Raw genomic sequence first — 21,200 nt, 5'->3', positions numbered from 1 at the left:
TTCGGCCTGTTCGAGGCCGTACTTCGCCGCCTTGTAACCGAGCGTGGCCTGATCGAAATCGGCAGCCGAAATCGAACCGTCGTTTTTCAGATTGGTGACGCGTTGGTAGTTTTTCTCGGCGGTTTCGAAGTTGACTTGGGCGCTCTGGTACGCCGCCGTCGCTTGTTGCACGCCCAACTGATAATCCGTCAGCTGCAACGTGACGAGCGGTTGGCCTTTCTTCACCCGGTCGCCGACCTCGACGTGAACCGCCGCGACAATCCCGCCGACCTTGCAACCGATCTGCGTCTGATTGACCGGTTCCAGCGTACCGGTCGCGAGCATCTGGCCGCCGCTCTGTCCCTGTCCGGCCACCACGACCTTCACCGGCACCGCGATTTCGGCGGTTCCGGCGCCGTCCTGCTTGGCATCGGTTCCCTTGCCGCAGCCGATCGAAACCAGCAGCAACAGCGCGAGCAGGCTCGCGCAAGCGATCACTTTCACCTGAGGCGTTTTCGACAACGTGTATTTATTCATGATCCGACTCTCCCGTAAGCTGCGAAAATGGACGATGACCGATCGACGCCTCCAGATTGGCGTCGGCCAAGGCGACGTTATAAAGCGCGGCCTTGTAACCGGTGTCGGCGGCGGTCAATTGGGTTTGCGCGCCGAGCAAGTCGGCGGCAGTGGATTTACCGATCTGATAGCGGTTGTTTTCGATGCGGAAATTTTCCTCGGCCTGGTCGAGGGTTTCGCGGTAGGTTTTGACGACCTGCCGGGCGACGGTGGCGTCGCGCCAGGCTTTTTCAATAGAGACGCGCAGGTCGATCCGGGTGGCGTTGGCCTCGAAGATCGCCTTTTCGCGGGCATAACCGGCGGCGCGGGCCTTGAGCACATCGCCGCCCCAGCCCCAGAAATTCCACGACAGCGCGAAGCCGGCGGCGTAGGTGCGGTCCGGCGTCGTGTCCAGTCCGTCTTCGTTCCAGTTGGCCGAGGCGATGGCGCCGACCTGCGGCAGCAGCGACAGATACGCGGCGTTGCGGGTCGCGCCCGCGATCCCTTCCTGCAAGCCGACCATCCGCAATTCACGCCGATCCTTTTGGCCGGTTTCTTGATACCAGGACATCTCTTTCAAAGCCGATGGCGCGATCTCCGTTTCCGCGCATTCGATTTTTTCGATTGGCAGATCAAGCAGCAGCGCCAGATGCGACTTGGCGACCGCCTCGTCGTTCCGCGCTTGCAACAACTGCATCTCCACCTCGCTGTAGCGCATTTGGAACTTGAGCAGGTCGGCCTTGGTGATCATCCCCTGTTGCATCATGTTCTCGGCGTCATGCTTCAGGCGTTCCACCTGTTCGAGCGCGCGCTGCAAGGCGCGGGTCCGGTCGCGGGCGAGCAACACGCCGAAGTATTGCGAAGCCAGGTACAACACCGTCTGGTCCTTGGTCACTTCGTAGGACAAATGAGCCAGTTCGGTGCTGTCCGAGGCGACCTTGTCGTAAAAGGCGATCTGCGGCAGTTGCGTCAACGGTTGATAGGCGCTCAGCGTCAGGTCGTCGTTGTGGTCCGGCACGGCCGTCAGAGAGCTGAAATCCATCGCGCCGAAGATGGCCCCCAGCAATTGCGCTTGTTCCGCCGGCAATCCGGCCGGCAGCGATACCGAGGTTTCCGGCATGGTGCTGTGAACATCCAGCCAGGTTTTACTGCCCTGCGCACTGAGCGTCGGTAAAAAGTTCAGCGGTGAGGCATACCGTTGCATCCGAGCCTGATCCCAGCCGGCCAATGCTGCTTTTACGCGATCCGAATTGGCCATGCCGCGATCGAGACATTCCTTCAGGTCCAGGGCGAACGACCAGCCCGGCGCGGCCATCAAGACCAATACCGTCAGGGTTGCGATCAGCGTCATTCGTTTCATCCAACCATCTCCTTGCTAATCAACCTACTTACCGGTAAGTAAGCGTGGGCAGGAAATTTACTTACCGCCCGGTAAGTTGTCAAGTAAAAAATGTCCCATATCTGCAATTTTGAGGGACCGATCTTTCAATATGTTGTCTAGGACAAGACATTTATTGTCTTTTTTTCGTTTGAACCAGAAAAAATATTAGATTGAACCATCCGCAAAAAACGCGGACGAGTCATCTTTTCATTGTCCAAATGTTTTAACCTGGGGAATTTAGGAATCTGTCACTTGCCGCGCAGCATTTGGGCCAGTTCCAGAACGTCAGCCAGAACACCGGCCGCCGTGACCGCCCCGCCCGCGCCCGCGCCCTGCACGATCAAGGGGTATTTCTGGTAGCGTTCGGTCGTAAAGGAAACGAACGCTTCGCTGCCGCGCAGGCGTGAGGCCGGATGATCCATGCCGATACCGACCGGTTTGACGCTGACGAGTTTGCTGCCGGCCTTGGAGGCTTCCGGGTCGATGGTGGCCAGGTAACGCAACAATTTATTTTCGGATTGCAACTGTTCGATGCGCTTTCGCATGAGCGGATCGCTTTCCGTCAACGAACGGAAAAATTCCTCCAGATCGTCTTTCTTTAGCAAATCGACCGGCACGAACGGCTCGATCTCGATATCTTCCAGTTCCACCTTGTAGCCCAGTTCGCGCGCCAGAATCAGCGCCTTGCGGGCCACGTCCATCCCCGACAGGTCGTCGCGCGGATGCGGTTCGGTATAGCCCAGTTCCTTGGCCGTGCGCACGGCTTGCGACAGCGGAACCCCGGACATCAATTCATTACAGAGGTAACCCAAGGTGCCGGAAAACGCGCCCTCGATCAGCAAGACGTGATCGCCCGTGTTGACCAGGTTTTTCAAGGTGTTGATGACCGGCAGGCTGGCGCCGACGGTGGTTTCATAGAGGTACGATCGGTGATGGCGTAGCGCCGCGCCCATCAGCGTCTGCCGTTCGGGCCACGGTAACGTGAGCGGCTTTTTATTGGAGGCAACCACGTGAATGCCGCGGGCGAAGGCCTCGAGATACAGTTCTTCCATTCCTTTTTCCGCGGTGCAATCGACCAGCACGGGCACCGGCAGGCGGCGCAATTCATCGAGCAGCGGCTGGATTTTCGGCGGCGCGTCGCCCGCCTGCGGCGCCTGGGCGAGGAGGTCGTTCCAGCGCTCCAGATCGATGCCTTTCGCATCGAAGAGCACCCGCCGGCTGTCGGCCAGGCCGACCACGCGGGGCACGATGTTGTGATCGGCCAGCAGGCTTTTTTTCTGGGCGCGGATCTGCTGCAGGAAATGGCTGCCGACCGTTCCCTTGCCGAGCAGGAAAATGCTGACCGGCTGATGCGCCAGGTTGAACGCCGCGTGCACCGTGCGCAGCGCCACGTGCGTGTCGGCGGCGTCGATCACCGCGGAAATCGACCGTTCGCCGACGCCCTGGGCGCAAGCGCGCACCATGACGCCCACGCGGCCGACCGCATGCAGAAAACGGCCGGTCACGTTGACGGTCCGGCCCATCGCCTCGGCGACCAGCGTCACCAGGGTGACCGGCGCGGAAATCCGCAGCGCCCCGACCAGCTTGCGATCCAGTTCCCGGGCCAGTTCATCCCGGATGATGGTCTCGGCCCGCCGACTTTGTTCATGCGGCACGACCACGGCGATCGCCCGGCCGCGCGGCGTCTGCACCGCCATCCAAACGACGACGCCGCCGTCGTCGAGCGCCCGCAGCACCCGTTCGCCGACGGTCGTTTCCTCGGCGACCTGCTTGTATTCCACTTCGATCAGCGCCAGATCCTCGAGGCTGGTGACGCAAGTCGGCCGATCCGCGTCGGGCGAGCCCGCCGCGTCCACGTACGTGCCGCTCGCTTCCGGATCGGCGGTGTTGCGGATGTGCATGGGGATGTTGGATTCGATCAACGGAATCATCGTTCGCGGGTGGAACATGCGCCAACCCAGATTGGCCAGCTCGAGCGCTTCCTGATGGCTGAGGCGCGGCACGGTATAGACGTCATCGACGATCGCGGGATCGGCCGTCATCACGCCGGAAACATCGGTCCAGATGACGACCTCGCGCGCCTCCAGCGCCTGCGCCAGCAGCGCGGCCGTGTAATCCGACCCGTTGCGGCCCAAGGTCGTGGTGCGGCCGTCGGCGGTCCGGCCCAGAAAACCCGTGTGAACGGAAAGTTTGCCGGTCCAGGCGGCGGCCAGCGCCCGCAGGCGGGTCCGGCTTTTTTCGACGTCGACCTTCGCCAGGCCGAAGCTGTCGTCGGTCAGTACCCAATCGCGCGCATCGACGAAAACGGCGTCGACGCGTCGCGCCTGGAGAAGCAGCGTAAGCAACGAGGCGCTGATCCGCTCGCCGAAACTCATCACCAGGTCGAGCGTCTGCGGGGTTTTTTCGCGCACGATGCTGACGCCGCGCAACAACTGACGCAGCGGGGCCAGCACCTGGCGAATCGGGTCGATCAGGTCGGGGCGAAAAGCCAGGCCGGTATGATCCTTGTGCAGCGCCTCCAGCACGTTGTTGCCGTGGGTGATCGTCGATTCCTCGATGCGGTCGACGATCGTTTCCGCGCGGCCCATATCGCCGGTGGCGGCCATCGTCACCGCGTCGATCAAATGATCCGTGGTGTGGCCCATGGCGGAAACCACGACGGCCAACGATCCGGCTTCGTTTTCTTTTTCGATCAGTCGCATCACCTGCAGCAGGCGCTCGGCGTTGCCCACCGAAGTGCCGCCGAATTTCATCACGCGATAGGTCCGGTCCTTGTTTTCCACCTTCGTCTCCGTCGTTGATCAGCGCGGCGCCGGCAACTCCACGGCCCGTTTCATCAATTCGTTTACTTTATCGGTTTCGATTAAAAATCCGTCGTGGCCGAAGGGCGTCGTCAACTCGCGATATTCTCCGTGACCGCCCTGGGCGCTCAACCGCTCGGCCAAGGCGCGAATGGCCGCGGGGAAAAACAGTTGATCGCTGTCGATGCCCACGCACAGCGCGCTGGCGCGAATGCGGGATTCACCCCAGGGTTCGGGTTCGGCCGCCCAGGAAGGCCGGCGGCGGATATCGTGGTGATCCATCGCGCCCAGCAGCGCCAGGTAGGATCCGCTGTCGAAACGATCGACCAATTTCTGGCCCTGGTGCTCCAAATAGGTGTGGATCTGATAAGGCGCTCGCGAGGACCAGCCCGTTTCGCCGTCCGGCAACCCGGCCAATTGCCGTCCTTGCCGCAGTTCCGTGCCCTCTTCCGCCCGATAGGTCAGCATGCCGATCTGCCGCGCCAGTTCCACGCCGCGCCGCGGATCGGCCGGGAAATTCGAATCGAGCAAAATTGCCTGGCGCTGCACGTGGTTCCAGCCGATGACCCACGAAGTGGCGCGGTCGGCGGCGCCGATGGGCATGATCCGCGCGATCCGGTGCGGCGCCAGCGCTGCCAGGCACAAAATGATCATGGCGCCCAGCGAACCGCCCGCCGCCAGATAAAGATGGTCGATCCCCAAAGCGTCGAGCGCCAGCAGAATGCCGCGTGCCTGATCCCAGGTTGTCACCGTCGCCGGCAGAAGGTTCTCCGGCAAAAGATGATTGCCTTTCGCAACCGGTAACGGCGCCGGAAAATCATCATCCTCGCGACGCGAAAAACCTTCATCCGCCGGTCCGCTGGATCCATAACATGAGCCTAAAAGGTTGAAGCACAGCAGCCGGTAGCGACGCGGATCAAGCGCTTTTCCGGGGCCGACGACCCTATCCCACCAACCGCCGGGACCGCCCGCACGCATATCGCCGGTCAACGCATGAACCAGCAGAATCGTTGGTATTTCAGCCGATAAAGTCGCCGCGGATCGAGCGGGCCGTCGGGTGGAAAATTTTCGTTGCCAATCCTCGATCGCCATCCGATCCCGCCGCACGACCTGCCATGATCGGGAGCGGTATTCGCGATCGGACATAACCATCGCCAATTGATTCAAACCGGCCAGATCCTCGGTCGGTCCCCACCACCAGCCGCGAACGAGATAAGGCTCGACGACCGCGCCGGCTTCCAGCCGTAAATCGGTTAAAACCAGATCGAAAACCTGCGCCTCACCGGGCTCCTGGAGCTGCATGACTATTCCTTTTCTATCGAAACGACCGAGCACAAAACGGCCGGCCGAATCCTGTCTTTGATCGGCGAATGTCGCATTATGAAGGGATCATCCGGTTTTCGACAAGGCCTGATCCAGGTCGGCGATGATATCGTCAAGATGTTCCAAGCCGACCGACAACCGGATCAAATCGTTGCCGACTCCGCCCGCCTCGCGTTCCGCGTCGGTAAGCTGACGATGGGTCGTCGACGCCGGATGAATGATCAACGAACGCGCATCGCCGATGTTGGCCAACAGCGACCACAATTTCACGTGGTTGATCAGGTTGCGGCCCGCCGCCAATCCGCCTTTGACGCCGAAGGCCACCAGGCCGCCCGCGCCTTGCGGCAAGTAACGGCAAGCCAGTTCGTAGGATGGATCGCCCGGCAAGCCCGGATAGCTGACCCAGGCGACTCGCGGATGACCTTGCAGCCATTGCGCCAGCGCCAGGGCATTTTCGGAATGTCGCTGCATTCGCAGGGCAAGGGTTTCCAACCCTTGAATGAACAGAAAAGCATTGAAGGGGCTCATCGAAGGCCCCAGATCGCGCAGCATCTCGACGCGGGCTTTGGCAATGAACGACTGCTCACTAAATTTTTCATAGAGCTTCATCCCATGGTAGCCCGGGTTCGGTTCGGTGAATTCGGGAAATTTCCCGTTGTTCCAAGGGAATTTTCCGCCGTCCACGATGACACCGCCGATGGAACTGCCGTGCCCGCCGATGAATTTCGTGGCGCTGTGAATGACGATATCCGCGCCATGTCGGAAGGGTTGAAAAAGCGCGGGAGTCGCGGCGGTATTGTCGACGATCAGCGGGATACCGGCATTTTGGGCGATAGCGGCGATGGCGGCGAAATCGGGAACGTTCAAACGCGGGTTGCCGATCGTTTCCAGGTAGATCGCCTTGGTCTTGGCATTGACGGCGGCCGCGACCTGCGCCGGGTCGTTGATGTCGACGAACCGCGCCGTGATTCCCATCCGCGGCAAGGTGACCCGAAACATGTTGTAAGTGCCGCCGTAAAGCGTCAGCGCGGACACGAACTCATCGCCGGCTTTGAGCAAGGTCAGCAACGTCAACACTTCCGCCGCGTGTCCCGAAGCGACGGCCAGCGCCCCGATGCCACCTTCCAAAGCCGCCATCCGGTTCTCGAAAACCGCCACCGTCGGATTGCTGATGCGGGAATAGATGTGCCCGCTTTCCTTCAAGTCGAACAAATCGGCCGCATGATCGGCGTCGCGGAACCGGTAGCTGGTCGTCTGGTAAATCGGCACGGCCCGCGATCCGGTGGTCGGTTCGGGCTCGTAACCGGCATGCAGCGCCAACGTTTCGAAATGATATTTTTTTCCCATCGTTCTTTTTCCTTGCACCTCGACGGCGTTTGACGAAAACGAAAAGACGAAAAATTACGGTTGCCGAACAATTCAGGTTGCACACTTTTCCTCTTTCGGTCAAGAATTCCTGAAAATTAGCTGCCGAGGGCTTTTCATGCAAAACATCCGCCGGGGATTCGCGTTCCTTGTTCTCTTGCTGATAGTCAGTTGGCTCGCCTGCGATTCGGGCGATGACGATGACAATGACGACAATTCGGCCGACAACGCGACGGATGACGATCAGACGACGGACGACGATCAATCGACGGACGACGACGCCGGCGATGATACGGGCGACGACGATACCGCGGCGACGGATTGGGTGTGGACGCCCATTGCGGGAACGTATTGCCGGGACGGTTCCGAAACCGGCATCGCGATCCGGCTTGCCCCGGAATCCGAGAACCTGGCGGTGATTCTGCAAGGTGGCGGCGCCTGTTTCGATCCGAAAAGTTGCGCGGATAATCCGGCGAAGTTCGACGCGACGGACCTCGAAATTTGGAAAAAAGGCGAAGGCAGCCACGGCATCTACAATCTGGCCAACCCGGAAAATCCGGTCGGCGGTTGGAACATCGCCTTTGTGCCCTATTGCACCGGCGATCTGCATTCCGGCAGCCAACCCGATGGAACCGCGCCGGGCGTTGCCGGCAAGCAGCAGTACGTCGGCTATCAGAACATGGAATCGATCATCGCCCATCTGCACGAACAATTCGGGGACGCGAAACGAGTGCTGCTCGCCGGCGAAAGCGCAGGCGGCTTCGGCGTGATGCTCAATTACGCTCATCTGGCGCGGGCGTTCGAAAATGTACCGGTCACCCTGCTCGACGATTCCGGCCCGTTGTTCGAATCCAATGACGTTCTAAGCCCCTGCCTGCAATTGCTGGTCGGCTTGCTCTGGAATACCGACCCGGTCGTCGCGGACGGCTGCCCCGATTGCCTCCAACTCAACGGCGACGGCTTCAGCGGCTGGCATTCGTGGCTGGCCGAGACCTTCCCGAACGGCACCTTCGGCCTCAGTTCCACGATGGAAGACGCGACCATCCGCGAGTTCTTCGCCTTCGGCATGAATCACTGCACCGGCGGGGACATCATTCCGGCCGCGGATTACCGCGCCGGTTTGTTGGCCCTGCGCGACGATCTATTGGCGCCGACCGGCCGCTGGTCGACCTATTACGTAGAAGGCGCGTCCCATGTCGCCCTCACTTCCGATCAACGTTTTTACCAAACGACGGTCGGCGGAAAATTTCTGACCGAATGGCTGGCCGAATTGTTGATGAGCGTCCCGACATCCGTCGGGCCCTGAAAGATTTTAAAGAAAGTCCCCGACCGATCGAAAAGACCGGCCGGGGTTGAATCCGTAAAATCCGATTTTCCAATCACTCGACGCCTCGTCGGGCAAATCCATTGCCGCGGCGATTGAATCGAGATCTCCAGCGTTTGACGGCCCCGGCATTTCGCTCCATGACCGCGAAGCCGCGCGGTAAAATGACCGCTTCCGATGGATCATCATCTGGCAGTTCGCCGCCCATTTTCGGCCCATCCGGATGGCCGTTGACGGCGTCGTCCATGCCCGATCAAATCGGGTCGTCACCAATAAATGGACAAAGTTCCTCTTCCTTCGCAGGCTGATAACCGATGCGAAAACATCCGACAATTTAGCTCTCGCTACCTGCTTATTGGTGCCGACTCAATGGTTGAATAAAGACAATAAATATTTTTGCAATTCCGATGCCCAATTTGGAGCTGTTTCGCCAACTAATTGATATCGTTGCGTAAATAATTTAAAACATCATAAAAATGGGTCGACAAGCGACGATTTTCCCTGTTAATTATCTCAGATATCCGAAATTCACGATGATTTTTTGAAAAAATCGCGACGCTGGGCCGGGTGGAAAATATTCTTCAGGAGTACCCAGGCGATTCCGATGCACTAATTGACGACAGGCGATGAATCAACAGTGCTTGACCGGATGATTGTGAGAGGTTTTGGGGGCAAAGCGATCGATTTCTTGAGTTGGCCGGTTTGTTCAAAGTACTCAGGGGTGATCGTCGGTTTCTAGTAGTCGAAGGAGTAAAACCCACTCGACGCAAGTCATTACCTCTTCTCCGACGTCCCAATTGTCGAGGCAGCGTTCTCCCCGCTGCCTTTTTTCTGTTACAGTACGATACGGAAATACCGATAAGGGATGTGAGGAGGTTTAATGCCGATCCGATCAATCAGCGCATCCGGTCTTTACCCGGGCCTGACCAACGCGGTTAAGGGCTCGCCGCCCACCGAGAAAACCGCGGCGAACGGCAACGCCTCCTCCACGGCCAAGAACGGCGCCGCCCAAACGACCAACGATCAATTGACCCCGGAACAAAAAAAAGAAGTCGCCGAGTTGAAAACGCGGGACCGGCAGGTCCGCGCGCACGAAATGGCGCATAAGGCGGCCGGCGCGGGGATCACCGGCGGCGTCAGTTACACCTACCAGGTCGGGCCCGACGGCAAGCGCTACGCGATCGGCGGCGAAGTCGCCATCAGCGTCAGTCCGGAAAAAGATCCGGAAGCGACCGTGCGCAAAATGGAACGCGTCCGCGCGGCCGCGTTGGCGCCGGCCGACCCCTCTTCCCAGGATCGCGCCGTGGCGAACGAAGCCAGCCGCGAGATTCTCAAAGCCAACCGGGAAATCCTGACCGAAAAAACCGAAGGCGATGGCTCGACAACGGCGGCCGGCCAGGCCACCGAACAAACCCAGGACGGCAACGTAGCGGCGACCGGTCAAGCCACCGAACAAACCCAAAGCGGCAACGCGGCGGCGGTTACCGGCCAATTAATCGACTTGTTTGCGTGATGCCGAACATTCCGAATTTCGCTACTCAATCGTATTGAAGTTTTCGGTATCGTCCGTGATGATGCGGGTCACCGAATTGGTCGAGGGATCCGCGACGAAGACTTTGTCCTCGCCGAGTTCGTCGATGATCGGCGAAATGGCGATGCCCCGCGGCAGCGCGCCCATCGGCACCGGCTCCTTGCCGACGCGCGTCCAGATGCGGAAGGCGTCGCCGTCGGATTCGTGGTAATCACCGGCATGAATCAGAAATTTGATCTCGCCCTGGTCGGAAATGTACGACTGGCCGGTGTAGGCCAGATTGATCTGCAAGCCGCTTTTTGAGCCTTCCACTTCCCAGTCGTCTTCGCGTTGCCGGTAGGTGATTTTCCATTCCTCTTCGTGGGTGCGGCAATCCTCGGTTTCGATGTTGACCAGAGTCGGATTGGCGATCGGGCCGAAATCGTAGAAATACGGTTTGTCGTACCAGGAGCCGCAAACCCGATGCAGTTCCCGATAGAACCAATAGAGGAAGCCGTCGTCGCTGGTGATGAACCCGAAATCGCCGTCGGTGGAAAAGGCCATGTCGTTCAACGCGGCCCGGAAGGTGATTTCCAGGTCGTCCTGCCGCCAGGTGCGCGCGTCGATGATGTGCAGTTGCGGCGGATTGGAATTCAGCACGTACACTTCATCGCCGGCCGGGCTCTCGACGACCCGCGTCGGCAGACCACCGACGAAGACTTCGACGTCTTCCAACCGGCGTGTCACGGCATCGACCACCCGCAGTGCGGTATCTTCGCCAATGACGAAAACCGCGTCGCCGTCCCGGCTGACCTGCAAATCGACCGGCGGGCTGGGCAGCTCCACCTGTCCGTCCACGCGGTTTTCAAAATGACTCCACACCACCAAACGGCTGTTGGGCGGATCGGCGAACCAGACCTCGCCGCGTTCCTCCCAGGCGGGGGGAATGGAGGTGGTCAGGTCATCCGGGTCGATCAGCGCGGGAACGATGGAAACGCGGGCGCGTTCGAGCACCAGGTCGATCTGGTCGATGGTCCAAGGCTCGATGGTGATGCCGATCCGCACCGCTTCGCGGTTCGCATCGGTGACGTAAACCAGATCGCCGGACGGCGTCATGGCGATATCCTGCGGCGCCGGTCCGACCCAGAGGGCTTTTTCTTCCCAACGATCGGAAACGTAGCCCTTGATGATTTCGTAGCTTTCGGTGTTGAGAATCGACAGGTTGCCGCCCCAACTGTTGACCGCGAACAGGAGCGGCCCGCTTTCCAGCAGCGGATAGGGCTGCAAAGCGATTTCGGTCGGCCCGTAGAAGTTGCGTTTTTCTTCTTCCTGTTGGTTGTTGCCGCCGCAAGCGCCGGCCAGCAAGGTCAGGATGAGCAAACCCGCCGCCAGGACGAAAAGCCCGGTCGGGCGCTTCCGGGCGGGTGTCGGTAAAGCGATGAGGCACGGCTTCATGGGATCGACCATATCACTTCCTTGGTCATGGTATCGATCAAGGTCAGCGTGTGAGTTTTGAAATTCGCCGCCAGCGCGTAATAGTAATTCGGTTCTTCAGGCCGGGCGAAAATCTGGATATCCGACGGCCCGCGGCGGCTCGGCAGCGACTTCAACAAGGTGCCCGTGCGCGCGTCGACGGCGAGAATCGATTCGCTTTCGTAGTTCGTCACCCAGGCTTCCCGGCCGTCCGGAGTCACGGCCACGCCCATCGGCCCGGTGTCCATCGGCAATTCGCGCAGGACGGCCTGAGTCGGGTACATCGGCAGTTTCTCGGTGTCGACCATCAACAACCGGCTGGGCGTTTTGACGGCGACGAAGAGGTAATGTCCGTCCGGCGTAAAATCCAGTCCGCGGAAATCGTACCCGGCGAGGCTGCTTTGCGTCGGTATCCCGAAGGAAGTGACGATGTTGCCGGAGGCGCCATCGAGCAGGGTCACGGTGTTGAATTTGCGGTTGGTCACGTAGAGGAACTTTCCGGCCGGGTCGAATTTCAATTCGTTGATGCCCGAGGAAAGCAGGATGTTTTTCGTCAATTGCATCGTTTCCAGATCGACGATCGACACGTGGCCGCTGCTCATGCAGGCTGTGTAGAGCATCTTTTCATCGAGCGACAACGCCAGGCCGTACGGCTGCCGGCCGACGCCGATGCCTTGCACACCTTCCTTGTCGGGATTGGCGTCGATTTCCACCGGGTGAACGGGATCGGTCAGGTCGAACAGCCGGATCGAATTGTTGCGCCGCTCGGCGACGTACGCCCGCGTGCCATCGGCGTTCAGAATGATCTTGCTGAGGAACGGCTTGGTTTTGACGTGGCCGAGAATCGCCTTGTCGCGCCGCACCAGCGCCGTTTCCAGATCGACGATCGAAATGAAACCCCGTTTATCGCCGGAAAGGTCGAAATTGGCGTTGGCCACATAGGCATAAGGCCAGTGCACGGCCAAGGACAGCGGGCTGTCCAGAATACCGCCCTCGCCTTCATAGCTGGGCAATTCCTCGCAGGCGGCGCCGGCCAGCAGGCAGAGGCTGAAAATCAGGAGCCAAAGGATATGGGTTGATCGCAAAGCGAACCTCGTTGCTTTCACACAGAACGGCGCATCTTACTTTTCACCGTCCCGACAAGTCAACTAGCAAAGGCGGTAAAGGTTTGGAAATCCAAGAGGAAAGAAAACCAGGCGACAGGCTGCGGAAGGCATTGCAAAACCGAGCGAAGAGGCAAGAAAAAAGAACTGGGTCGATCCCCGTCGGTAACGAGTACCAGCGGGGATCGACCAACCAACCCAATCCTCCACGCGTGATAATGATTGCAAAAAGAATACCGAGCGCGTTTTCCTCCCAAACTTTTTGTTTCTCCTTGATAATACCGGCATTTTTCGATCATTTTACGATGCCGTATCCGTGAATGTGTCAATATTGGGCAGCAAACAGCCGCCGGAGTGACAATAATTGACACCCGATTGTTAAAAATAATTTTGTCTTGTCGCTTTTGCGTAAATAGCTAAACTAGTTGCGTCCAAATATTCGCAAACACCATGAGATAAAGACTCCGCAGGGGAAGTATCGATGCGTCGCCGGCTGTTCCACTATTTCCTTGTCATTCTCGCGATCGGCATTTGGCCGGTTTTGCTTCCTGCCGCCAACCCGAATTGGCCGAACGGGCCGGACCAGGACCCGCGCGAGGCGCCGCCCGACGATCCGGGTTTCGCCGGGCGCTGGTATCTGCTTTCCTACATCAACGACGATTATCTCGATACGATCCGCCCCGAGGAAATCCCGCTGGGTTCGGGCGTCAGCGCCGACCGGGCCTGGCAGGTGACTACCGGTTCGCCCGAGGTGGTCATCGCCGTGCTGGACAGCGGCGTCGTTTGGGGCACGGACGATTTGCTTCACAAATATTCCCTGAATCGGGGAGAACTACCCCTGCCCGAAGGCAGCGAATACTACGACGCGAACGGCGACGGCGTTTTCAACATGCTCGATTACGCCGCGGATTCCCGCGTCTACGACGTCAACGACAACAACGACCTCGATCCGGGCGATCTGATCCAATTGTTTTCGGACGGGGTCGACAGCGACGACAACGGTTACGTCGACGACATCTGCGGCTGGGATTTTTACCAGCACGACAACGATCCGCACGACGACATCTATTTCGGGCACGGCACCGGCGAGGCGAAAATGGCCGCCGCCGAAGTCAACAACGGCATCGAGGACTCGGGGGTGTGCCCACGCTGCCTGATCCTCCCCGTGCGGGTGGGCGACAGCTTCGTGGCCGACGTCAACCATTTCGCGCAAGGCGTCATCTTCGCCACCGACAGCGGCGCCCAGGTCGTACTGGAGGCGCTGGGCACGATCAACAACACGCCCTTCGCCCGGGAAGCGGTGGAATATGCCTTGGCCCACAACGTGTCGTTCGCGGCCAGCGCCGCCGACGAGAACAGTTACCACCACAATTACCCGGCCACATATGGCAGGACCATTCACACCAACAACGTCATTCCCGACCAGGATTTGGACAAGGTGACGAGCTTCATGGCCTTGGACGCCTGCACCAACTGGGGCTCGAAGATCACGGTCAGCGGCGCCAGTTGGGCTTGCAGCAGCGGCGCGACGGGCATCATGGGCGGCGCGCTCGGCCTGATTTATTCGCGGGCGATCGAGATCGACCTGGACCCGCCGTTGTCTTCCGCCGAGGTCATGGGGCTGGTGGCGATGAGCGCGACCGACGTCTACCGTCCGGAAGCGGCGCACAATCCATTCATCTATCAAAGCCTTCCGGGTTGGGACAAATACTTCGGGCACGGCCGCCTCAACGTGCGCGCGGCGGTGGACCTGGTGGCGCCGGACACGATCCCGCCGGAAGCCTATATCGAAACGCCCGCCTGGTATGAGATCGTCGGCCCGGCGCAGGACTCTATTTCGATCGTCGGTTACGTCGACGCCCGTCGCGGCCGCCCTTACAGTTACCGCCTGGAGGCGCAAGTCGGCCTGGAGCCCGCGGCGGACGGCTGGACGGTCATCACCCAGGAAAACTATTTGTCGGCGCCGCTCGCGGGCGAGTTGGGCATCGTCGATCCGAATGATTTTCCCATGCCCCAGGGAAAAGCCATCAGCCGCGACGCCTCCGATCATTACGCCCTACTGCTTCGCCTGGTGGTCGACGATTCCCTGGGCAACGAGGTGCTCTACTACCACCAGTTTTTCCTTTATCGCGACGCCGACTGGGCCGGCGGTTTTCCGCGCGACCTGGGGGGTTCGGGCGAAGCCTCGCCGCTGATGGCTGACCTGACCGGCGACGACATTTTCGAACTGATCGTCCCCAGCGCCGACGGTCGGGTGCATGCCTTTCGCGGCGACGGCACCGAATTGCCGGGCTGGCCGGCGCCGATGGATTACGCGCCGGGACAGGATCCCTCCGTAGTCAATTACCTGAATTCCGCCGCCTACCGCACGGGTGAGATGGCGTCAGATTGGCGGCAGAGCGTTCTGGCCTCGCCGGCGGCCGGTGACCTGGATCTCGACGGCACGGTCGAGGTGGTCGTCGCTTCCATGGACGGCGAATTGTACGTCTGGAAGGCGGACGGTTCGTTACAGCCCGGTTTTCCGGTGGCGATGGATCCCACGCACCTGAATCCGGAATGGAAGGTCGACTACGGCTTCATGGGTTCGCCGGTTCTGGTGGATCTCGATCCGGAGCCGGATGATGCGCTGGAAATCGTCGCCGCCGGAATGGACCAATATGTGTACGCCTGGCGATCGGACGGATCGCCGGTGGCCGGTTGGCCGGTATTGTGCCGTGACTCGACCGGCCAGGAAGGCACGCGCATCGTAACAACGCCCGCGCTCGCCGAGCTCGATGCCGACGGCCGCCCGGAGATCGTCGTCGCCACCAACGAAAAATACGACGATTACTACGGCCGCGTGTACGCGCTTTGGCGCGACGGCAACGACCACGCCGGCGGCCCGTTCCTGCCAAATTGGCCCGTTGCGCCGTTCGGCCTGGAAATGGATTATCTGCCTTATTTCGGCACCGGCACGCCCACCTCGCCGGTGGCGGCCGATCTGGACCACGACGGCTACGACGAGGTGATGGTTCACGCCGGCGTGCTGGTGCCCGCCGTCTACGACCACAACGGCGAACTCATTCGCTATATGTCACCGCTGGTTCTCGGTCTGCAAAACGGCACGATCGATCCGCTGATGTTCACGATGAACGGCAACTCGTCGCTCGCCGATCTCGACGGCAGCGGCCGGTTGGCGATCATCAAATCCGGTCTGGGTCTGCGGCAAGGGCTGCAATTGGTTTTCGCCGGCTTGCGCATCCCCGCCGATTCCCTGGTCGGCGCCTGGTACCTCGACGACGGCTCCAGCCTGCGACATTTTCCCCGGCCCTTCGAGGACATTCAATTCGTGGGCGAAAACATCGTGGCCGATCTCGACGGCGACGGCTTACCCGAGTTGATCGGCGGATCGGGCGGGTATTATCTGCATGCCTATAACCATCTGGGTGACGAGCCCGCCGGCTGGCCGAAATTCACCGGCGGCTGGATCATTTCCTCGCCGACGGTCGGCGACATGGACGGTGACGGCTACCTCGAGGTGGCGGCGGTGACGCGCGAGGGTTACCTCTTCGTCTGGCGAACGACCGGACCCGCCGACGGCAATCTCCAATGGACCTCGCATCAGCACGACCCGTTCAACACCGGAAACTATGAATTTCCGCTGCCGGAGCAAAACGGTCCGGTCGACGACGATGATGACGACGACAACGATGATAATGACGACAACAACGACAACGACAACGACAATGATGACAATGATGATAACAACGACGATAACGACGACAACGATCTGGCCGATGACGATAAAAACTCCGCCGTCCCGGCGGACGACGATGACGGCGAGCGCGGCGCCTGCGGCTGTTGAGCGACGACCGGGACGGCCGCTCGCCTTTCCATGGCTTTGAAAACGGGGTATATGTTTTTCGATCCCGGTGCGATTCCCGATCCCGAACGGTCACCCTGATGCGGAGGTGCGGGTATGGACTTTTTACAAGCCTGGTGGGACGCCCTGCCGTTATTTCAAAAGACTCTGTGGATCATCGCGGTCCCCTCGTCCGTCCTGACCCTGCTGCAAGTCATTCTGGAAATTATCGGCTTCGGCGCCGACCACGCGGACGGTGATGTCCCCTCCGACGGCAGCCTGGATGACGGCGGCGTGGATCACGCGGACGCGACGCACCACGGCGCGACGGGCCTGAAGCTGTTTACCGTCAAAGGCCTGATCATCTTCTTCACCGCCTTCAGTTGGCTCGGCATCGCCTCGCATCACGCGGGTTTTCCGGCCATTCTGGCCGCGGCGATCGGCGGCCTGACCGGTCTGGCCTTCATGTTTCTCTTCGCCTGGATCTTCGCGATGCTCGGCAAAATCACCGAGGCGGGCAACACACGGATCACCAATGCGCTGTACCAGCACGGCGAAGTCTATTTGCGCATTCCCGGCCGCCGGCAAGGCGTCGGGAAAGTGATGGTGGCCTATCAAGGCGCATTGCGGGAGCTACGGGCGATGACCGACGGCGAGGATTTGCCGACCGGCGCCGCGGTGCAGGTGCTCGATATTCTGGACAGTGAAACCGTGATCGTCGGTAAGGCATAAATTCAGTCTCAACCGCGTGGGAGGATAAGTCGTGTATATTCTCATTTTCGTCACCATTCTGGCGTTGGCGTTTTTCGGTATTTTTCTGGCGGCGCTGCGCCGTTACAAACGCTGCCCGTCCGACAAAATCCTGGTGATCTACGGCAAAACCGGCAAGGACGCGTCCGGTCAGGCGCGGGCCGCCCGTTGCATCCACGGCGGCGCGGCGTTCGTCTGGCCGCTGCTGCAGGACTACGCTTTTCTGAACCTGACGCCCATTCCCATCGATATCGACTTGCGGTCGGCCCTTTCGAAACAAAACATCCGCATCAACGTGCCCTCGGTGTTCACGGTCGGCATCTCGACCGAGGAGATCATCATGCTCAACGCCGCCGAGCGGATGCTGGGCTTGCCGCAGCAGGCGATCAAGTCGATCGCCGAGGACATCATCTTCGGTCAGCTTCGTCTGACCATCGCCATGATGGATATCGAGGAAATCAACGCCGACCGCGATAAGTTCCTCGCCAATGTCAGTGAAAACGTCGAGACCGAACTGAAAAAAGTCGGCCTGCGGCTGATCAACGTGAACATCAAGGACATCATCGACGAATCCGGCTACATCGAAGCGCTGGGCCAAGAAGCCGCCCTGCATGCCATCAATGAAGCGAAAATCAAAGTGGCGCAAAAGCAACGCGACGGCGAAGTCGGCAAGGCCGAAGCCGAAAAAGAACAGCGCATCAAGGTATCGGCGGCCAACGCCACGGCCGTCCAGGGCGAAAACCTCGCCGCCGTGGCCATCGCCAACAGTCTGGCCGATCGCAAGGTCAAGGAAGCCGAGGCCCAACGCCTATCGACCGCCGCCGAAAAAGTCGCCACCGCCAAGGCCCTGGAAGAAGCCTACGCGGCGGAGAAAAACGCCGAAGCCAAGCGCGCCGAGCGTGATCGCGCCACACAGTTCGCCAATACCGTAGTCAAGGCCGAGATCGAAAAAGAGCGCATCCGCCTGACGGCCGAGGCCGAGGCCGAAAAGCTGCGCCTGGAGGCCAAGGGTTCCGGCGACGCGATTTACGAAGAAATGCTCGGCAAGGCGCGCGGTTTGATGGAAAACCTCGCCAAACAGGCCGAAGGCTTGCGCGAATACCTGCAAGTGGCGGGCGGCGACGCCAACAAAGCGGTCATGCTGATGATCGCCCAGCAGTTGCCCGAAATCGCCAAGATTCAGGTCGACGCCATCAAAAACCTGTCGATCGACAAGGTCGTCGTCTGGGACAATATGGGCAATGGCAAGGGCGTGCCGACCACGGCGAATTTCCTGGCGGGCATGCTTAATTCGCTGCCGCAATACAACGACCTGTTCAAGATGGTCGGCTTGAATCTACCCGAAATTCTCGTCAAACCGGCGGCCGAAGGCGTGGCGCCGTCGGCTCCCGCGGCAAAATAGCTCTGCCGCCGAGACATTGAGGGCAATTATTCGCGCCTGGCGTGGACAAGTCTTCTGTATTGTGCTGACAAGTCTTGACACTCAGTGCCACATTTAGGACACTCATCAGGCAACCTTCCATCGGGAAAGGGCGTGTCATGACCAAATACTTCTTATTTATGGTTTTCCTGCTTGCCCTCGGCGGTGCATTATTTTCTCTTTCCGCCTGCGATTCGGACGACGATGACGACAACGATCAGGCCGGGCCCGCCGACGACGACAACGATGACGACAACGATGATGCCGCTGACGACGACGATAACGATGACGACGACAATGACGACAATGACGACGATGATGACAATGATAACGACAACGATAACGACAATAATGACGATACTCCCGACTACGCCAAGGAGCCCATCGCGGTCCTGTCCGGATCGACGCATTTCGCCGCGGTCGGCGATAGTGTTTCCTTCACCGGCGAGGACTCCACCGATCCGAACGGCAGCCTCCTGACCTACGAATACGACTTCGGCGACGGCCAATCGGCGACCGGCATGACCGCCCAGCATGCGTTCGGTGCCGGAACCTTCCCGGTCGTGCTGACCGTCACCAACGAGGAAGGCTACGCCGACAAATCGAGCTGGTTGGTCACGGCGGGCGACTTGCCGACCGGCATCGGGGCGCTCGATGAGATCGGCTTCGCGCCGAATTACTACAACCCCGAGGTGATCGAACAAGGGTCGAAGCCGGATCACGGCGGTCTGCTTTACGGCTTTTTCATCGTGCCCTTCGATTGCGCGCCGGACACGATTCTGATCAACGGCTTGCCCGGCAATTCGACCGACGGCGACGTGGAATGGTGCGAGGTCATCGGCAACGAGTTGCTGGCCGGCGACATCGCCATCCTGCGTTGTCATTCCTATTCGGCGGCTTTCGATGCGGGCGATCCCGTGACGATCCAGATCAAGCAGGGTGAGACGGAGATCTGGAGCTATTCGGGGACCCTACCCGCTCCCTCGCTGACCCCCAGCTACATCACCGCCAACGTCGCGGCGGATGAAATCCTCGTTCACGTGCGCAACGACGCCGAGGACTCCTTGACTGTGACGGGCCTGTCGATCGACGGCCTGGATGTTTCCAATTACGTCTCGATCGACAATCCGCAAATCGCCCCGGGCGAATTAGCGTTGATCCGCGTTCCCCAACCGGCGGGAGTCGAGTTTGGCCCCTGGCGGGTCTTCTCGGTGCACGGCACGGACGGCCGCGCCGCGCTGACCGTCTCGCGATCCCTGCGCTTGTTTCCTCCGATTTTCCCGGTCGGCGACTGGAACGGCGACGACGCCTTCACCGACGAGGCCGCGCTGCAAACCTATCTGAGTGTCGGCATCAATATGTTCATTTATTATCCATCCGACACGAATCCGCCGGAAACGGTATTCGCCCTGGCCGAGGAAAACGATTTTTATCTCTTTACGCACCAAGGCGAACCGGATGCCTACTTTCAGAATTTCATTCTGGACTGGGGCGATCATCCCCGCTTGCTGACCAACGCGGTGAGCGGCGAAGGCGACCTCTCCGGCCCCGCCGGCGAAGCGCTGCCGCGCGTGCGCAACAACCGCGACCTCTGGGGCGATGCCAAACCGCTGTGGATTTACGATGCGTGCAGTTATCAGTTCCCCGCCTGGGGCACCCTGCCCGACATCAGCGGGATGGACCATTATTGCGTCTGGGCGCCGAAGTGCAATTACAACTGGCCGCTGTTCTATTGGGATCGGATCGAGTTCACCGGCTATTACGCCTTCGCGATGAAAACGACCGCCGAACCGCGCCCGAGTTGGAATTGGACGCAGGCGATGTTCAACACGCTCGACATCAACGGCGTTCAATTGCGCTGCACCTCGGCCGACGAAATCCGCGCCCAGTTCTTCCAAAATCTCGCTTACGGCGTCAAAGGCCTCTTGTGGTTCAACCACAATCCGGAATGGGACGAAAAATGCCCCGAGGAACCGGAACAGGAAATGGCCAAGCTCGTCGCGGAACTGCGGCAGATCGATTCGCTGCTGCTCGAAAGCGACATTTCCCCGGCCGGGTTCATCGCCGCGGTAAACGACGAAACGGTCGACTTGACGGCGGCCGTGAGCCCGCGCGGCATCGTCGTCCTCCTGACCAACCTCGACTATCAATTGAATCTACTGACGCCCTGGGAATGGCACGAAAAAACCGACCTGACGATCGACCTGTATCCGCCGAACGGTTTCGAGCCGCTGAACTTCGAGTTGCTCGACGGCGGCGACCGTTCGCCGCTGACGTGGGTAAAACTCGCGCCGGATCACTGGCAGGCCGTCTTGCCGGCCTTGCGCGTGGGCGCGGCGATTCTGGTCACGCCGGAGCCGTGATGGCGCAGCCGC

Annotated in this window: 14 protein-coding genes; 6 read left to right on the top strand and 8 right to left on the bottom strand. The window is 60.0% G+C overall.

Going from position 1 to position 21,200, the window contains the following annotated elements:
- The 5 genes from GX444_16815 to GX444_16795 all read right to left on the bottom strand — a co-directional run.
- Positions 1–516, bottom strand: a 516-nt coding sequence (locus GX444_16815) for a biotin/lipoyl-binding protein (protein ID NLH50244.1), incomplete at its 3' end; no start/stop codon positions are given.
- Positions 509–1,894, bottom strand: coding sequence for a TolC family protein (locus GX444_16810; protein NLH50243.1), 1,386 nt, complete (start codon positions 1,892–1,894; stop codon positions 509–511). The genes GX444_16815 and GX444_16810, both read right to left, overlap by 8 nt.
- Before the next feature lie 269 nt (positions 1,895–2,163).
- Positions 2,164–4,668: a bifunctional aspartate kinase/homoserine dehydrogenase I gene (gene thrA, locus GX444_16805; GenBank protein ID NLH50242.1), complete on the bottom strand. Its 2,505-nt coding sequence runs from the start codon at positions 4,666–4,668 to the stop codon at positions 2,164–2,166.
- Positions 4,669–4,716: 48 nt separating this feature from the next.
- Positions 4,717–6,018, bottom strand: a complete 1,302-nt coding sequence (locus GX444_16800) for an alpha/beta fold hydrolase (GenBank protein NLH50241.1) — start codon at positions 6,016–6,018, stop codon at positions 4,717–4,719.
- A gap of 87 nt (positions 6,019–6,105) precedes the next feature.
- Positions 6,106–7,386 carry an O-acetylhomoserine aminocarboxypropyltransferase/cysteine synthase gene (locus GX444_16795; protein ID NLH50240.1) on the bottom strand — a complete coding sequence of 427 codons (1,281 nt, stop codon included), beginning with the start codon at positions 7,384–7,386 and terminating at the stop codon, positions 6,106–6,108.
- A 136-nt stretch (positions 7,387–7,522) separates the two neighbouring features.
- On the opposite strand from GX444_16795, the gene GX444_16790 reads away from it, so the two are divergent.
- Positions 7,523–8,710 (top strand): hypothetical protein, encoded by a 1,188-nt coding sequence (locus GX444_16790; GenBank protein ID NLH50239.1) that lies wholly within the window; start codon positions 7,523–7,525, stop codon positions 8,708–8,710.
- A 73-nt stretch (positions 8,711–8,783) separates the two neighbouring features.
- On the opposite strand, the gene GX444_16785 is transcribed toward GX444_16790, so the two are convergent.
- Entirely contained in the window at positions 8,784–8,975 is a 192-nt protein-coding gene (locus GX444_16785; protein NLH50238.1) for a hypothetical protein, read from the bottom strand.
- A 633-nt stretch (positions 8,976–9,608) separates the two neighbouring features.
- On the opposite strand from GX444_16785, the gene GX444_16780 reads away from it, so the two are divergent.
- On the top strand, positions 9,609–10,241 hold the full coding sequence (locus GX444_16780) for a hypothetical protein (protein ID NLH50237.1): 633 nt from the start codon (positions 9,609–9,611) through the stop codon (positions 10,239–10,241).
- 21 nt (positions 10,242–10,262) lie between these two features.
- On the opposite strand, the gene GX444_16775 is transcribed toward GX444_16780, so the two are convergent.
- Together GX444_16775 and GX444_16770 are read right to left on the bottom strand one after the other, a co-directional pair.
- Entirely contained in the window at positions 10,263–11,705 is a 1,443-nt protein-coding gene (locus GX444_16775) for a YncE family protein (protein ID NLH50236.1), read from the bottom strand.
- The gene (locus tag GX444_16770) at positions 11,690–12,796 is read right to left on the bottom strand and encodes a YncE family protein (protein ID NLH50235.1); all 1,107 of its coding nucleotides are present in this window, start codon (positions 12,794–12,796) and stop codon (positions 11,690–11,692) included. Before GX444_16770 ends, GX444_16775 begins: the two co-directional genes overlap by 16 nt.
- A gap of 499 nt (positions 12,797–13,295) precedes the next feature.
- Here GX444_16770 and GX444_16765 point away from each other — a divergent pair, with 499 nt between their 5' ends.
- The 4 genes from GX444_16765 (at position 13,296) to GX444_16750 (ending at position 21,188) form a co-directional block, all read left to right on the top strand.
- Positions 13,296–16,658, top strand: a complete 3,363-nt coding sequence (locus GX444_16765; GenBank protein NLH50234.1) for a S8 family serine peptidase — start codon at positions 13,296–13,298, stop codon at positions 16,656–16,658.
- Between the two features lie 114 nt (positions 16,659–16,772).
- On the top strand, positions 16,773–17,387 hold the full coding sequence (locus GX444_16760) for a hypothetical protein (protein ID NLH50233.1): 615 nt from the start codon (positions 16,773–16,775) through the stop codon (positions 17,385–17,387).
- Between the two features lie 31 nt (positions 17,388–17,418).
- Positions 17,419–18,807, top strand: coding sequence for a flotillin family protein (locus GX444_16755; GenBank protein ID NLH50232.1), 1,389 nt, complete (start codon positions 17,419–17,421; stop codon positions 18,805–18,807).
- A gap of 137 nt (positions 18,808–18,944) precedes the next feature.
- Positions 18,945–21,188 (top strand): PKD domain-containing protein, encoded by a 2,244-nt coding sequence (locus tag GX444_16750; protein NLH50231.1) that lies wholly within the window; start codon positions 18,945–18,947, stop codon positions 21,186–21,188.
- Positions 21,189–21,200 lie beyond the last annotated feature (12 nt).

This window comes from Myxococcales bacterium (genome assembly GCA_012517325.1).
GTDB lineage: Bacteria > Lernaellota > Lernaellaia > Lernaellales > Lernaellaceae > JAAYVF01.
The sequence above is the reverse complement of the archived record's forward strand: the minus strand, read 5'-3'. Positions and strand labels throughout refer to the sequence as shown.